At 68.1% G+C, this 15,883-nt stretch carries 12 protein-coding genes; 5 read left to right on the plus strand and 7 right to left on the minus strand.

Features of this window, described 5'->3' with window-relative positions:
- Positions 1–448: 448 nt before the first annotated feature.
- The 3 genes from ACH49X_RS16015 to ACH49X_RS16025 all read right to left on the minus strand — a co-directional run bounded on the left by ACH49X_RS16015 (position 449) and on the right by ACH49X_RS16025 (position 5,781).
- A complete protein-coding gene (locus tag ACH49X_RS16015) occupies positions 449–2,641 on the minus strand; it encodes an elongation factor G-like protein EF-G2 (RefSeq protein WP_195077779.1) in 2,193 nt (730 codons plus the stop codon).
- Positions 2,642–2,738: 97 nt separating this feature from the next.
- Entirely contained in the window at positions 2,739–4,232 is a 1,494-nt protein-coding gene (locus tag ACH49X_RS16020) for a serine hydrolase domain-containing protein (protein WP_357205355.1), read from the minus strand.
- 127 nt (positions 4,233–4,359) lie between these two features.
- Positions 4,360–5,781, minus strand: a complete 1,422-nt coding sequence (locus ACH49X_RS16025) for a WGR domain-containing protein (protein ID WP_195077781.1) — start codon at positions 5,779–5,781, stop codon at positions 4,360–4,362.
- Positions 5,782–5,917: 136 nt separating this feature from the next.
- On the opposite strand from ACH49X_RS16025, the gene ACH49X_RS16030 reads away from it, so the two are divergent.
- Positions 5,918–9,364, plus strand: a complete 3,447-nt coding sequence (locus ACH49X_RS16030; protein ID WP_357205358.1) for an AAA family ATPase — start codon at positions 5,918–5,920, stop codon at positions 9,362–9,364.
- Between the two features lie 24 nt (positions 9,365–9,388).
- On the opposite strand, the gene ACH49X_RS16035 is transcribed toward ACH49X_RS16030, so the two are convergent.
- Positions 9,389–10,129 (minus strand): hypothetical protein, encoded by a 741-nt coding sequence (locus ACH49X_RS16035; RefSeq protein ID WP_195077784.1) that lies wholly within the window; start codon positions 10,127–10,129, stop codon positions 9,389–9,391.
- 356 nt (positions 10,130–10,485) lie between these two features.
- On the opposite strand from ACH49X_RS16035, the gene ACH49X_RS16040 reads away from it, so the two are divergent.
- The 4 genes from ACH49X_RS16040 to ACH49X_RS16055 all read left to right on the plus strand — a co-directional run bounded on the left by ACH49X_RS16040 (position 10,486) and on the right by ACH49X_RS16055 (position 13,198).
- The gene (locus ACH49X_RS16040) at positions 10,486–11,061 is read left to right on the plus strand and encodes a YbaB/EbfC family nucleoid-associated protein (RefSeq protein WP_357205362.1); all 576 of its coding nucleotides are present in this window, start codon (positions 10,486–10,488) and stop codon (positions 11,059–11,061) included.
- Between the two features lie 2 nt (positions 11,062–11,063).
- Entirely contained in the window at positions 11,064–11,411 is a 348-nt protein-coding gene (locus tag ACH49X_RS16045; RefSeq protein WP_195077786.1) for a hypothetical protein, read from the plus strand.
- Complete coding sequence (locus ACH49X_RS16050; protein ID WP_195077787.1) at positions 11,408–12,304, plus strand: WXG100 family type VII secretion target; 897 nt, start codon at positions 11,408–11,410, stop codon at positions 12,302–12,304. Before ACH49X_RS16045 ends, ACH49X_RS16050 begins: the two co-directional genes overlap by 4 nt.
- Positions 12,305–12,682: 378 nt before the next feature.
- A complete protein-coding gene (locus ACH49X_RS16055) occupies positions 12,683–13,198 on the plus strand; it encodes a hypothetical protein (protein WP_357205365.1) in 516 nt (171 codons plus the stop codon).
- A gap of 188 nt (positions 13,199–13,386) precedes the next feature.
- Here ACH49X_RS16055 and ACH49X_RS16060 read toward each other — a convergent pair whose 3' ends face one another.
- Genes ACH49X_RS16060 through ACH49X_RS16070 form a run of 3 tightly spaced genes read right to left on the minus strand, consistent with a single transcriptional unit; the run spans position 13,387 to position 15,881 of the window.
- Complete coding sequence (locus ACH49X_RS16060) at positions 13,387–14,148, minus strand: ESX secretion-associated protein EspG (RefSeq protein ID WP_357109019.1); 762 nt, start codon at positions 14,146–14,148, stop codon at positions 13,387–13,389.
- A gap of 58 nt (positions 14,149–14,206) precedes the next feature.
- Positions 14,207–15,493, minus strand: a complete 1,287-nt coding sequence (locus ACH49X_RS16065; protein WP_357205368.1) for a hypothetical protein — start codon at positions 15,491–15,493, stop codon at positions 14,207–14,209.
- A 13-nt stretch (positions 15,494–15,506) separates the two neighbouring features.
- Positions 15,507–15,881 carry a hypothetical protein gene (locus ACH49X_RS16070; RefSeq protein ID WP_357205371.1) on the minus strand — a complete coding sequence of 125 codons (375 nt, stop codon included), beginning with the start codon at positions 15,879–15,881 and terminating at the stop codon, positions 15,507–15,509.
- Positions 15,882–15,883: the final 2 nt, after the last annotated feature.

A 15,883-nucleotide genomic window follows, 5' to 3' on the forward strand; every position in this document is an offset into this window, starting at 1 on the left:
CACTCCGATGCCTCACACAGGTTGATGTCCCGCTGACCATCGCGCGCGCGGCTGCTCGGCTGGACCCTGGCCGGATAGCTTCTGTATCTCGGAAGTCGGGCAGGACCTCAGTACTCACCGCCTTCGACCTCCGGGTCGGTGGCGCTGCGCAGGGCGGGAAGGGCGCCATCGATGGTGTGCGGCCGAAATGCCCGGCTATCGCCAGATTCGGCAGACGGAACAGTGGGGAAGTAGCGGGACGCTTCGGTGCTCGCGCCCCCGGTCAGCGGCCACCGCGATCGCGGCCTCGCCGGTCGAGCCCATACAGGTTCGCGAGTTTCGAGTCGGCGTATGCGTTGTCGCGCCGTGCGGTCGGATCAGCGGCATCGATCCGCCTGAGCCGGTGACCGATGCCGCTCGCCGAGCGCGCTGGCGGAACGGCGCGGCTCAGCGGCTCGGCAGAAGCGGACTACGCGCGTGCCTTCTCCCCGCGCACCGCGGCGGCGACCTGGTTGGGCATCGGTTCGTGGCGCGCGTACGCGCGGGTGAAATCGCCGGTGCCGTGGGAGATGGAGCGCAGGTCGATGGCGTAGCGGCTGAGTTCGAGTTCGGGAACCTCGGCGTGGATCCGCGTGCGCCCGGCGCCGTGCGGCTCGGTGCCGAGGACGCGACCGCGACGGCTGGACAGGTCGCTGAGCACCGGTCCGACGTAGTCGTCGGAGACCAGCACCCAGACTTCGGCCAGCGGCTCCAGCACCCTGATCCCCGCGGCGGCCGCTGCCTCACGGAGGGCGAGCGCACCAGCCGTCTGGAACGCGGCGTCGGAGGAGTCGACCGAATGGGCCTTGCCGTCGAACAGCGTGACACGCACGTCCACGAGCGGATAACCGGCGGTCAATCCACGGGTGGCTTGCGCGCGGACGCCCTTCTCCACGGACGGAATGAACTGGCGCGGAACGACTCCGCCGACAACTCTGTCCACGAACTCGATCCCGGACCCTTCGGGCAGCGGTTCGACCTCGATCTCGCACACGGCGTACTGCCCGTGCCCGCCGGACTGCTTCACATGCCTGCCGCGCCCGGTCGCCTTGCCCGCGAACGTCTCCCGCAAGGCCACCTGGTAGTCGGTGAGGTCGACCTGCACGCCGAACCGAGTTCGCAATCGTTCCAGCGCGACGTCGCGATGCGCCTCGCCGAGACACCACAGCACCAGCTGGTGGGTCTGCGCGTTGTGCTCGAGCCGCAGTGCCGGGTCCTCGGCGGCGAGCCGGGCGAGGCTCTGGGAGAGCTTGTCCTCATCGGTCTTGCTGTGCGCGCGGATGGCGACGGGCAGCAGGGGATCGGGCATCGGCCACGGCTCGATCCGCAAGGGGCTGTCCGTGGACGACAGCGTGTCGCCGGTCTCGGCATGACCGAGTTTGGTGACGTAGGCGATGTCGCCCGCGATCGCCTGGCGCAGCGGGCGTTGCTGTTTGCCGAACGGAGCCGAGATCGCGCCGACCCGCTCGTCCAGCTCGTGGCTCTCATGGCCGCGGTCCTCGAGGCCGTGCCCGCTGATGTGCACCGTGTCGTCGGCGTGCAAGGTGCCGGAGAAGACGCGGACCATGCAGACCCGCCCGACGTACGGGTCGGACGCGGTGCGGATGACCTCCGCGGCGAGCTCACCGTCCGGGTCGCAGCGCAGCGGATGCGGTTCGGCGCCGTTGCTGGCGGTGATGGGATGTTCGGCGGGCGTCGGAAAACCACCGGTGATCAGGTCGAGCAGCTCCACCGTGCCGAGGCCCTGCTTGGCCCCTTCCGGCGCGGGCGCGGCGAACAGCACCGGATGGAAGGTGCCCCGCGCGACCGCTCGCTCCAGATCTGCGACCAGCGTCGCCAGGCCGATCTCCTCGCCGTCGAGGTAGCGCTCCATCAGGCTCTCGTCCTCGCTCTCGGCGATGATGCCCTCGATGAGGCGATTGCGCGCTTCTTCCAGCGCGGGCGCCTCATCGGGCGAGGGGTCGCCCTGGACCTCCTCTCCGGAGGAGTAGTCGCCCACGCAGTGCGGCAGCAGCTCCACCATGCCGGTGACCGGCCGGTGACCGTCCGGGTTCTTCGGGCCGTACACCGGCAGGTGCAGCGGCAGGATGCTCTCCGATCCGCCGCCGAGCACGGTGCGGCAGGCTTCGGTCATCACGTCGTACTCGTCGCGCGCGGTGTCCAGATGGGTGATCACGATCGCGCGCGGCATCCCGACCGCGGCGCACTCCTCCCACAGCGCCCTGGTCGCTCCCGCGATCCCGTCCACTCCCTCGGCCGCCGAAATGACGAACAGCGCCGCGTCGGCCGCGCGCAACCCCGCCCGCAGCTCGCAGACGAAGTCCGCGTACCCGGGCGTGTCGACCAGGTTGACCTTCTTACCGTCCCACGTCACCGGCACCACCGACAGCTGCACCGATCGGTGCTGGCGGTGCTCGATCTCGTCGTAGTCCGACAGCGAGGTGCCGTCCTCGACCCGCCCGGCGCGATTGACCGCCCGCGCGGTGAGCGCCATGGCGTCGACCAGCGTGGTCTTTCCCGACCCGCTGTGCCCGACCAGGACCACGTTGCGAATCTGGTCGGGCCGCTCCGCCGTCATCACGCCGCCGTCGCCCGCGGCAGCTCCGTTGGTCTTGTCCACCATGTGTCTCGCTCCTCTGCCGACACCTGCCGTACGTCCACCTTCCCACCGGGCGTTGCGTTCCGCCGACGAATCGGCAGATCAGGGTGCGGAGCGCGGGTCATTCGCAGGCGGGCGAGGGCGGCCCGGTTCCGGCGATGTTCTCGCACGCCCAAGACCGGTCGATACGCCAGGAGCCGTCGCGCGGGACGAACGGCACGATGGCCGGGCGGCGGCCGTTGGGCCCGGCGAAGACGACGGTCGCGAGGAAGTGGCCGCCTGCGGCGGTCACTTTGCCGACCGTCGTGGTGGTCGGTGACAAGCTCTCCGCGACCCGAGTGACCAAATCCGGGTCCTTGTCGTCGTCCGCGATCCGCAGCGGCTTCCGCGCGACGGGAACCGCGGGGTCCAGCGTCTGTCGTAGTCGGTTGTCGAGATCGGCGACCGCGGGCACCGGTGGCGGCTCCGGTTCCGTGCCCGCAGGCACGCCGGGCACCGTGCCCGGATACAGCTGACGGACGATGCCGAACCAGATGACCGACGCGGTCACCCCGAGCAGGGGCGGAGAGGTGAATTCGCTGACCGCGACGGTGACGCCGGCGTCCTGCTCGGGGAGATAGGCCATGTGGGTGGTGTAGCCGGGCACGGCGCCGTTGTGGCCGATCCAGCGGCCGAACTCCACCATGCCCAGGCCGTAGCGCAGATCTCCGGCGAACTGGGTCCTGGCGCGGAAGGTCTCCGGCTTCAGCAGGTCGCCGCGGCCGAGCAGGCGGGCGTACTCAGCGAGGTCGGAGATCGTGGACACCATGGTGCCTGCCGCGCCGAAGAGGGCCGGGGTGGTCCGGGCGGTGACATCGGTGGGCGTTTCGTCGAAGTAGGAATACCCGCGGCTCTCGGGCGCGGGGACGGCGGCGTCGGTGGGATACGTCGTGGCGCGCAGTCCGTGCGCGGCGACGACTTCACCGATCACTTGGTGCACCGGTTTCCCGAAGACCTTTTCGAGCACCAGGCCCAGCAGGTAGTACTCGGAGTTGGAGTACTCCACGCGGCCGCGCGGCGGCATCGCCTTCTCCGGATGCGCGATGATCGCGCGCAGGCGGTCGCCCTCGTGCCATTCGAACGCCGGGGTCTTTGCGACTATCTGGTCGGCGAAGGCCCGCTCTCGGCGAAGATCCCAGACGCCGCCGCGCATCCCGAGCAGATCCCGAAGGGTGATGGTGTCTCCGTTCGGCACGCCCGGCACGTACCGTTCCAGCACGTCGTCCACAGAGAGCTTTCCCTCGTCGGCCGCGCGCAACACCGCGGTGGCGGTGAACGTCTTGGTGATGCTCCCGATCCGGACATGATCGGCCACGTCCATCGGACGACCGGTGGCGAGATCGGCCGTGCCGTACGCCCTGACGAAGGCGCCCCGTTTCGGGTCACGCACCGCGACCAGCACTCCAGGAGCCAGCCGCGCGTCCATCTGCGGTCGCACGACGCGGTCGATCTGCTCGGCTGCCTCGGTTGGAAAGCTTCGGTCCTCGCGCTGGTTCGACGCGCACCCGGCCAGCAACGCCGCGGTGGTCGTCAGCGCCGCGACGAGCGCACCCAGCGATGTGAATCGTCCACCCATCGAGTCGTCCCCCCTCTTCGAAAGTGCTTCTGTCAGTGTGCCAGGACCCGGAGCGGCCGGGTTGCTGTCAGCGTTCCTCGCACATCTACGAGACCTGCGAGGAACGCTTTCTTGCCGAACGTCTGTCTCAGGACAGCCGGCGGATGTCCCCGCGCACGCGATAGAAACCGCGCACCGACTCCGCGATGCCGTCGACCACGTATCGAGCGCCTGCTCGGCGAATGTCTTTGGGGAACTGCACGTTCCATCCGTGGTGATATCCCGGCGACACGACTCGCACGCGCAGGGAACTGCCATGGCTGACGCACTCGACGACGATGCCGTTGCCCGCTTCGGAGGTGAGTTCGACGGTGTTGCTGGGCACCACCACCGAGATCTCGGGGGCCTTCACCGACACCGTCTGCGGCAGCACACCTTGCTCGGCATCGCGGATGGCGGCCTCGGCGACATCGAGACAGGCCAGCGTGCCGGTCGTGGTGACCAAGTACAGCTTCTCGTCGTGGTACTGCATGGAGTACGCCGATCCGCAGCCGGTGGCCAGCTTCCACACGCGGTTGCCCGCGGCGTCGAAGCAGTACACCGAGGAGTAGTTGTCGCCGGCGAAGACGTAGCGGCCGTCCGGGGAAGCGGCACAGGAGAAGACCGCGGCGTCGCACTGGTAGGTGCGCTCGGCCCGGCCGCCTTTGGACACCATGCGGACCTGGTTTCGGGCGGTGCCCGCGTAGACGGCATCGGATTCCTGCCAGCCGAACAGGACGTCGCCGCCGGTGCCCACCTGCCACATGGTGCTTCCGCTGTCCAGGTCGTATTTGGTGACGCCGGTGGAATGCCCGTGGTAGACGCCGTCGGCGTCGATGCGCACCATCCAGCCGGAATCGCCGGTGCTGCGCCGGGTCCACAGCGACTCCTCCTCGTGGTCGATCACGGTGATGCCGCCTTGGCGGTCGGAGACGCCGAGGATGCCGTCGTGGATGTCGAGCCAGTAGATGTCCACATCGGCCGCGATGTCGTAGGCCGCCCGCGGCACCTTGCCGGATAGGTCGTACACGCGCCCGTCGTCGCATCCGGCATAGATCCAGAAGTCGTCGGCGACGATGCATTTGACCGAATCCGGCAGGCGGTAGCGGCCGGTGACCACGCCGTCGGGAGTCAGGGTGAACACGTCGCCGCTCTCGTTGCCCACCCAGCAGCGGCGCTCGTCGACGAAGATGCCGAAGGCGGCCGCGCCGGAGTCGAAACTCCACAGCACCGGCGCTGCCTTCGCGGTGGAACGCCCGCTGCTGATCGCCCGCCTGGTCACCGGACGCCTGGCCCGCGCGCCCATCACGGCGGGCGCGTAGCCCTTGCGCACCTTCTCGCCGATCTTCTTCGCCGCGGCCGCCCGCGCCTTCTCCTCGGAGGCGAACGAACTCACCTTCGTCTGCCCTTGTTCACCGATGCGACCGAAGCGGACGCTCACTTGCGTACCCGCGACGATCACCTCGTAGAACTTGTGCGCGGTACCACTGTCCTCGGACAGTTCGAGATAGGTGGTTCCCCCGATAGTCATAGCGCCTCGCCTGTTTTCGTCAGATCGGAACGGGACGAAAGTTAGCAACGGGCACCGACATTCGGCGGCGGGTCCGGATTCACCGGTGGCCGGATCTGGCAGAATCGTGCCGGGCTCGTCAGGAGGGGGATACGCCATGGTGTTGACCGCGCGGTTCCAGCCGGGATCGACCAGCCGTCCGTTCGTCGACCGCGAACCGGTGCTGACGCGGTTCGACGAACTGCTGGCCGAGGCCGCCGAGCGTCCCCGGATCATGCTGCTCGGCGGAGTCGGCGGGATCGGCAAGTCCCGGCTGGTCACCGAGTTGCGGGCGCGGGTCGGGAAGAAGTATCCGGCGGCCGTGCTCGACCTGCAGGTTCCGAGTCATCGCCAGGCCGCCGACGGACTCGCGGTGCTGCGCATGCAGTTCGGCGCGCAGAAGATCAAGTTCCACCGCTTCGACATCGCCCGTGCGGTGTTGTGGCAGCGCATGCACCCGCATCTGCGCCTGACCCCGGACTCGCTCGCGCTCGCCGAGCACAGCGAGATCCTGACCGAGATACTCAACGACGCCACCGGCATCCCGGTCTTCGGCACCGCGACCCGGCTGCTCGATCTCGGCGCCCGCAGGGTGATCCGCACCCATCGGGTCCGCCACGATCCGGTCCTCCAGGAACTGGACCGTTTGAGTCTCGCGGGCCTGGAAGAAGCCGTTTCCTACCTGTTCGCGGAAGACCTGAAGAGCGGGACCGAAGGCAAGCCCTATGTGGTCTTCCTGGACGCTTACGAAGCGCTGATGGGAGGCACCGATCGCGAAGGCCGCGCGGCCGCGTCCGACGCCTGGCTACGCGACGTGGTCGCGCAGCTGGACACCGGGCTGGTGGTGATCGCCAGCCGCGAGCCGCTGGGGTGGGAGCGTCATGACCCGGAGTGGTCGACCCGGATCCGGGCCGTGCCGGTCGACGACCTGCCGATGGACGCCCGCTTCGAATTGCTCGATTCCTCCGGCATAGAGGATCCCGCCGAGCGCGCGGCGATCGCCGCTTCCAGCGCGGGCGTCCCGTTCTACCTGCATCTGGCCATCGATGCCCGCACCCGTGCGGGTTGGGTGACACCGTCCGAATTGGTCTCTCCGGAGACGATTCTCGAACGCTTCCTGCAACATGTGCGCCCTGACGAAGTTCGCATACTGGAACTGCTGGGACTGCCACGGACGTTCGATCAGGAGATCTTCACCGCGGTGGCGGGGCAGTTCCACCTACCGCACCACATAGCCGCGTGGAAGTCCCTGGTCGCGTACTCGTTCGTGTACGCGGCGGACGAGAGCGACGAGGGCGAACGGTTCCAGCTGCACCAATTGATGGTCGACGCGTTGCAGCGGCGTTTGGATCCCGATGTGCGGCGCAATCTGCACGCGTTGCTGCACGATCTCTGGTTCGCGCGCGCCGAGCGGCCGACGGGCCGGGTCGCGGCCTTGCGGGAGGCGGGGTACCACGGTGTCCGGTCGGGGCTGCTGTCCGCAGTGACGTTGCTGGGATACGTCGACCGGATCGAGGCGGCGGGCGGTAGCCAGGGAATCGGCGGCGTGATCAGCGATCTGGACCGCTACCTGAGCGAAACGCATGAGAACCTGACAGGTATGGCCGAACTGTCGGAACTCACGCGGTGCCTGGAAGCGGAAGCGGCGGTGCTGCTCGGCGACGCCAAGCAAGCCGATCGGCTCACCCGGGACGTCGCCTTGGACCGGACCGGTCCGATCGCCGAGCGATTGGCCGTCGCGGCGGCGAACGCACGCCGCATACTCGGCGACACCGACGACGCGTTGGCCATCTATCACGATGTATGGTCGCGCGGCTCGGGGCGAGCCCGGCTCGTCGCCGGGCAGTGGGCGGCCGATCTGCACATGTGCCAAGGTCGATTCGGTCAGGCCCTGACCATGTGTGAGGAACTCGTCGCGATGGCGGACGACGACGACCGGGAGTTCCTCGGCGACATCGCACGGTTGCGTCATCTCGCCTACCGGCTGGCGTTCGACACCGAACGTGCCGCCCGGTATCTGACCGAGGCCGAGACTCACTACCGAGCGGCGGGCAGCGTCGTCGGACAGGCGAATGTCGCGACGAACCTGGCCGAACTCCTGGCGCTCACGGACCCGGCCCGCGCGATCGAGGCAGCCGGAGCGGCGATCGTGCGGCAGCGTGAACTCGGCGCGTTGCACGAACTCGGAAAGGCTTACACCGCCCTGGGGCTCGCCCGATTGTCGCTCGGAGAACTGGACGCGGCCGAGCACGCACTCGCCGAAGCGTGCGAGATTCTCGAGCAGGCCGGGTACCGCTCGGGACGGGCCAGGGCCGAACTGTTCCGCGCGGGGGTCTTCGCGCGCCGCGGGCAGCGCGACGATGCTGTCCGCAGTGTGCGCTGGGCCATCGCGGAATTCGAGGGCGCGAACGTCTACCCGGGGCTGGTCCTCGTCGCGCGAGCGGTCTTGGCGCTGTACGGCTGGACCGAACCCGATATCTCGAAAGCCGCGGCGGCCGCGCGGTCGCGCATCCAGCCGCCGACGCCAGGGTCTGTCTCGGACCGCGACGCCGCACGCGTGATCGCGCGGGTGATCGGTGTCGACGCCGAGTCGATGTACGACGACGCGCTTTCCCGATCGCGGTCGGCTGCGGGGTATTACAACCACAACGTCCGCGTCGACGGCGTCGCCGGGACGGTGAACGTGCGAATTCCCGTCGACGGCGCCGATGTGATGGATCTGCGGCAGTGGCCAGAACCAGCCGTGCTGATCGCGATCGAGCCCTTCGTCACCTCGGCGCCGAGGCTGCGCTGGGAATCGGTCCACCCCGCATACCAAATCCACGACTACATCGACGGCGAGTTGCTGGATCACATCGCGCCGCGCGGCGTCCGGGTTCCGGCGCACGTACCGCAGGACGTGGCGGCGTTGTTCGGTGAGCTCCGGCGTATCCCACGGGATCTGCTGCCGCCGGTCGAGCCGGATTGGGGTGAGGACCCCGCCGCGTTCGCCCGCCGATTGTCCGCCGTCACCGCGCGCGTGCACCGCGAGAGCAGCGCCGACTTCGGTGAGGTATACCGGCGCTTGGGCGTGCCCGACGAGCCGCTGCAGCACATCGTCGCGGCGTGGGACACCCTCGAGGCCAGGCCTTTCCGGATGCTGCATGCCGACGTGCATCGGAAGAACATGATTGTGCGAAACGACCGGGTCGTCTTCCTGGACTGGGAATTCGCACTGTTCGGCGACCCGGTCTACGACGTCGCCACGCATCTGCACAAGATGGGGTACCTGGCCGAAGAGCAGGAGGCGTTCCTCGCCGCATGGGTCGCCGCGGAGCCCGCGGCTGCGATCGGGCAGTGGCGTCGTGACCTGCGGACCTATCTCGATCACGAGCGGGTCAAATCGGTCGTCGTGGATGCGGTTCGCTACAGCAAAGCGCTCCGGCAGGGCGAGGCCGGCGAGGTGGCGGAGGCGGCGTTGGTGGCCAGCATGTCCGGGAAGCTGCGGCTGGCACGTGTCGTGTGGGGACAGACCGAGCCGGTCGAGGACGCGGCGGTGGAGGCGGCTTTGCGCGGGAGGGACTGACGCTGCGATCCCGCCCAGCTGCGCTCACCTGGAGGGTGCGCCGATCGAGATGCCGGTGATGATCTCGGCGACGATGGTGTGATCGGGATATTGCCGCCCGTAGACGGCGACGATGGCGCCGACGCGGATGTCCGGCGCCCGTTTGGCCACCAAGACGTTGACCTTGGTGTCGGCGTCCGCGCGGACCTTGACGCTGCTGCTGGTGAACGCGTTCCTGACCACCATGGTCGTGCCGTCGTTGGCGACGACCTTTCCGAAGGTGACCCCGATGCCCGTCTTGACGGGAGGCGCAGCGGCTGCCTGCGTTGTCGTCCGCACGGTGGATGTCGCCGCCGGGGCGCTCGGTGCGCTGGTGCGCAGCGCCGTCGTGGCAGCTGCCGATGTTCCGGTCGGGTGGTTGTTCACCAGTAGGCACCCCGACACCAGCAGGAGCACCACACCGACGCAGAGCCCGACGAATGCGGCCGCCCCGGAGTGGTGCACCCGATGCGGCTCGTCATCCTCACGTTCGGGCGGCGGCGGCATCGCCGTCGCCTGCGCGAGAGATTCGCTCTTGGGCGCCAGCGAGCCGGGATGCACTCGCGGCGGCGGTGGTGCTTCGCTGTTCGCGTTCGACGACCTGCCCGGTCCGCTCGCCGCGGCGGTGATCGATCTGGTGATCGATCTGGAAAGAGTTGCGGCCGAGAATGATTCGGGATCGCCACCGACCCGTGCCAGCCTGCCCACCTCCGCCGGCTTGCGACGGTGCGTACTCCAGCGAGGCATAGGGCAAGGTTAGGTGTCCCAGGAGCCGCACCTGTTGTCACTGGCGGGAGTACCCGTCCGACCTGCGTCGATGGTGGTTCGTCGGCTCGATGAGCCAGTTGCGGCGACTTGCTCGACGCTGAATGCCCTGTGGCGCAGTACTTGTCGTGTATCGGACAGCGACGTGCCGGTGCAGGGCAAGGCCGCCTTCGTATGTTCGGGCCGGATCGGCACGCGCCGGTTCGGTCGGAACGCGAAATTCCATGGAACCGATCGGCCGTGCGCTGCGTCTGTGTCGGTATGAGACACAGCGGAACTCCGGTTGTCGCGTGTCGGCAGGTCGATTCGAAGTAGGCAGCGACGAAGTGGAGGTGTTGATGGCCGCATTCGATGTGGGCCATGCCGCGGATGATTTGGCGCGGATGGCAGCGGATCTCGAGCGTAGGGCCGGGCGGTTTCAGGAGCTGGAAGGCCGGATGCAGGCGTTGACGGTCACCGAGTCCAGCAGGGACGGCCGGGTCGGTGTCACCGTGGACAGCAGCGGTGTCCCCACGGCTATCGATCTGTCGCCGAACTCGCGCGGGATGGATCCGGGGGCGCTGTCCGCGGAGATCCTGTCGTGCATGCGACGGGCGCAGTCGAGTCTGCGCACGCGAGTCACCGAGCTGGTGCGCGACACCGTCGGTGACGACGAGGCGGGCGCCGCGATCACCGCCCAGTACGCCCAGCGCTTCCCCGACCCGGAGCCTTCCGCAGCGTCCGACGACCGTACTCAGGGCTCACCGCGTGACAGCGCGCCCAACACGCCGCCCGCCTATGCCCCGCCGCCGGGCCCGGTCGCCGCGGACGCGACTTCCTCCCCGCGCGGCCGCAAACCCAACCGTGACCAGATCGTCGTTCCCGACGAGCCGGATCCGGAGACCGAGTACTACAACCGTTCCTGGCTGGTGTGACCATGACCAATCCCGACGCCATCTCCGTCGATCCCGGCGAGGTGCGCGATCACGCCGCGAACCTGCGGACGCTCATGGAGAGCTTGCGGCTGTCGCTCGAAGCCGCTTGCTACCTTGGCGAAGCGGACGACGGTTTCGGCGAGATCCCGCGGCCGTTCGTGCGGATGGTGCTGGCCGAAAAGCATCGCGACACCATCGCGGTGATTCGCAAACTCGCGGAGGACGTCGCAGCGCTGCCCGACAAACTCGCCACCGTGGCAACGGCATTCGAAGACAAAGACGGCGCGTTCGGCAGGTCGGTGACCGAACTGCGGGAAACCATCGCCGGCGCGTCTGGAGGCCCGAAGTGAGCACGAGTGTCGGCAATTGGCTCAACGAGAACACTCCCGGTTTCGACGACCGGAAGAAGCCCGAGAACAATCGACTGATCGCGGAGGGGACCGATTACCGGGAGGAGTATTTCCAGGAGACCGTCTTCTGGATGCACGACGTCGGCCTGAAGCCGGACGAGGAAACCAAGCTGCCCGGGTTCCTGTCCGGCACGATCGCCGGGGACGCTTGGGAGGCGTACGCCAATTTCCGCAACGGGAAGACCTTCGAGTCGATCACCGGTGGCATCGCGGCCGGGGTGACCGCCGCGGACGCGTGGGTCGATCCGTTCGGGTTCGTGGGTGACCAGATCGCCGGTTGGATGCTCACGCACGTCGAGCCATACCGCAAGGTGCTGGACGGGCTCGCCGGAAACGACAAGATGGTGGAGGCGTATTCCACGACTTGGAAGAATATCGCCACCGAGCTGACCACTATGAGCACGTCGTGGCAGTCGGGTCTGGAAGCCGATATCGCGACATGGACCGGGAGCGCGGGAGATGCGTACCGGAGCCGGGCCACGGATCTCATCGACCAGATCGCCGGGGCGGGCGGGGTAGCGGCCACTCTCGGCGAGATCATGCACACCGTCGCACAGATCGTCAAAGCTTTCCGGAAGATGGTCCAGGACATCCTGACCAGCTTGGCGGGAGCCCTGATCGGCTACTCCATCGAACTCGCGATCAGCTTGGGCGCCGCGGGGCCGCATGTCGCCGCGGCGGCGCTCGCGAGGATCGGGCGCGATGGATTGAAGATCTCGACACTGCTTCTCGACATGGCGAAGGCCTTCAAAGACGTCCATACGCTCACGCAGGCCGTTGTCGCTGTCATCTATGCCCTTCTGGGTAAGGACAACCAGCCTGCCCAGGCCTGATCATCCACAGTCGGCACGACGAGGGGAATCAGTACCGTGAACTATCAGCAAGGGCCACATTCCGGTGGTCCGGCAAATGGACCGTCTCGGCCGACGGGGCCGGTGGAGGGCTCGGGCGGCCCGCCTGTCGGGCAGGCGGGCTTCGGTCCGCCGCCACCCGGGACAACCGGTCCGGGTGCTCCGCCGCCGCAGTCGAGTTGGGGCGATCCGTGGCGGCCCGCGCAGGCGGGGCCTCCGCCCGCACCGCAGCCGGGCTTCGGCGCACCGTTGCCGCCGCATGGGGACCGAGGCCGGTCCGCGCCCCACGCGGTCCAGCCGAACCCCTACGCACCGGAGATGTTTTCGTATGGCGGGAGAACGCACTATGTGCCGCCACCGATGCACACCGTTGGCCTGCCGCGACTCCGGTTCGCCCAAGACACCGAGCGTCACCCGGTCGACGCCTACCGGCCGGAGCCGGGCGAGACCGGGATAGTGGTCGACACGTCTTACTTCCGGTGGTGGATCGCGGCCCCCGTGTACGCGACGACCGGACCGCGCATCTACGTCAACGGCAACGAAATACCGAACGCCTCGTGGGGACGCACTCGCATTCCGGCGGCGCCTGGACTCTACCGGGTAGAAGTTCTGACGCGAGGCGTCCACGGCCTCGTCACGTGGTTCGTCCGGGCGTGGGATTCCGATATGGGTCCGGCCGACGCCGTGGTGCCGGTGGAACCCGGATGCCGGACGACGGTGTACTACCGCTCCCCGGCGTTTCACCTTCTGCCCGGCGCGATCGCTCCGAAACCGCCGAGATGGCCGGGTCTCAACTGGATTCGCACCAGCTGGGTCGTCTGCGGCTTGTTCCTCGCCCTGGCGCTCACGGCGGTGGTGATGAACATCCTCGACTGAGTCGTCGAAGCGCTGTGGCATGTCGGTGCTGGTGCGGATCGGCAACGACATGCCATCGGGCGGCCGGTTCCGCTGCACAGAGGGGGAAGTGAGCTGTTCGCCCGGTGCGATCCGGCGCTGGACCGTTTGCCGAGTCCGTCGGCGCGCTCGATTCCGGTTGCGGCTGGGAAGCAGCGGTACCGATGGCGTCAGCTGTAGCTGGGATCGTTTTCCTCGCGGAAGGCCGCGACCGTGGCGTGTATGGCGCGGTCGAGTTGGGATCGTGCTTCCGCAGTGTCGGCAGGGATGGCCTCGAGGGTGGCTCCACTGCGGACGAGATAGCGGCCGTCGGGATAGTCCATCACGTGGAAGCCACGGGCGGGTGCCGGGCGGTTGTCCCATGCCGGGCCCGCATACACCGCGACGTGGGCGATGGTGGTGCGGGGGCGTTCGAAGAACTGCTGGGCTCGGACGCGGGGCGGGGCCGGGGCGCCCACGCGATACGGTTCCTCGTCCTCGGCGTCGAGTTCGTGCCGGGAGATCTCGATACCGGGGCCGCTGCCGCGTGCACCGTCGGGCAGCAGGTCGATGACCCGGCGGCTGACGCTCTGCGCATCTATCAGCGACATGTGCACCGCCCCGCCGCGATCCGGCGACGACGTGGGCTCCTGCACCAGCAGCACAGCATGCCGGTAATGCACGGCCGCGTGAACGCGCAGTTTGTCTTCCCCGTGGAATCCCGCCATTTCGACGCGTGCCTCGGGTTCGGCCAGCACTCGTAGCGCGCTGTAGAGGGACTCGTCGAGGCGGCGGTGCAGCCCGGCGGCTTCGGACCTCCACTCCGACTCGTAATCCGCGACGGTCTCCGCGGTGGATCGGTACTGCAGCGGGTAAGGCAGCACGTCTCGGTCGACGGCCCGCCACAGCACCGTGAAGCCGAGTGCGGTGAATGACCAGTCCCGCCGGTTCATGAAGCTGATTCCTTCGTTGTCTGCCAGGGTGGTCGCGTGGCGTCGATACCCGGGTCGCTCATTCACCGATCACCGGCGGCACCGACTTCGCCCTGTTCTCCGTACCGAGCCCGGTGAGTTCCTCGCCGTTGCGCTGGTTCACCAGATAGTCCTTCGTCTGGTGTTCCTTGTCGTCGTCGCCCTTGCCGCGAGCACCCGGCGCCATCATGCCCGGCGTGCCGCTCGCCCCCGGCCGCCCGGTGCCAGGACGCGCGGACGCGGCTGCGGGAACGCCGCCCGGGACGCCGGGCACACCATTGCTGCTGCGACCCGGCGCGGGAGTGCCGAGGCCGGGCACGCCCGGGGTGACGGTGCTCGGGTGAGGCGTGCCGGGGGAGCCGGGGCTCGGTGTTCCGGGGCGGGTCGATGCCGGATCGGTGCCGGCATTCGTGCTTGCCGGTTGAGTCGACGGGCTCGTGCCTGCGGGCGTGGTCGTGGTCTGTTCGGGCGTGCTCTCCAGCTCCGCAGCAGGGTTCGTGCTGGCCGGAACGGCGCTCTCCGGCGTGTTCTGGGTAGCTGGTTCTTGCGTTCGGTCGGTCGTGGTCGCTTTGTCGGCGGTGTCGTTACCGGAGGACGACGGCTGCCAACCGTTGTTAGGCGCGGGCGGCTGGTCTCCGGCTTTCTGCACGGGGTTGTACGGCTTGGGCACCAGCGGAACGCCGGTGTCGGCCTCCCGGACGGCAGGATAGAAGACGTTCTTGACGACGTTCACCGACGCATCGTGCGCGGCGTCGTCGCGATGCTGGTTCAACTTCCAGGTCGGGCCCGGCACCCAACTCGCGACGTTGCTGGTCCATGTGTGCGCAGGCGCTTCCTGCACGGCGGGCCGGGTGACCTCGATGCCGGATCGGATGATCTTGACCTTCTCGGCGACGATCTGCACCGAACCGATCAGGCCGCTGGACTTGTCGACGTATTCCTTGATCCCGTCCGCCGCGGCCTTCGCCGCCGCCCCCTCCCATTTGCCCTCCATGGCCTTGCCGATCTCCGGGCCGAAACTCCGCAATCCCTGCTCGAGCCGATCGCGAATGGATTCCCATCGCTGATGCAGCGCGACGACATCGGTGATCGACATAGCCTGCACGCGTTGGTAGAGATCGTCGATTCCGTCCGGATTCTTGTAGGCGCTCTCGGACACTCTCGGCGACTGGGTCTGTAAATCGGTGCCACCGCGCATGATCTCGGCGATGCGGTTGCGTGCGATGGCCGCGTCGGGGCTCTCGTCGCGCGAGCCGCTGTCCGGTGGACCCGATTTCGACTGCTCCAGCAGGGCGGCGCCGATCGCCACCAAGAATGGCAGACCCATGATCTTCCCCCGGTCAGTTCAGCAGATTGCTCGTGTCTTGCGCGTTGGAGTCGTCCTGTGCGCCGATGCGGTCCACGGAAATCTGGATGGTATCACGCATCAGGGTCAATACCTCGATGTGCTCTCTCAGCGCGGAGTCCACATCGCCGTCTCCGCCGATGGCCTTGGCGCCCAGCATCTTCGCCAGCTCGTCGGAGCAGTCGAACCTGCCGAGACCCGTGACCATTTCGACATCCTTCAAACTCGTGCGCAGAGAGTTGTAGAGCTGGATCTGGCGCTCACAGGCATCCCAGCACTCTTTCGCGACCGAGCGGTCTAAGTGAAGGCGGCCAGCCTTCGCTTCGTCAGCGAGGTAGCGCCAGCGCGATACGTCCTCTTCCATCGCCATAG

The sequence above is a fragment of the Nocardia sp. NPDC019323 genome (assembly GCF_044389845.1).
Lineage (GTDB): Bacteria > Actinomycetota > Actinomycetes > Mycobacteriales > Mycobacteriaceae > Nocardia > Nocardia implantans.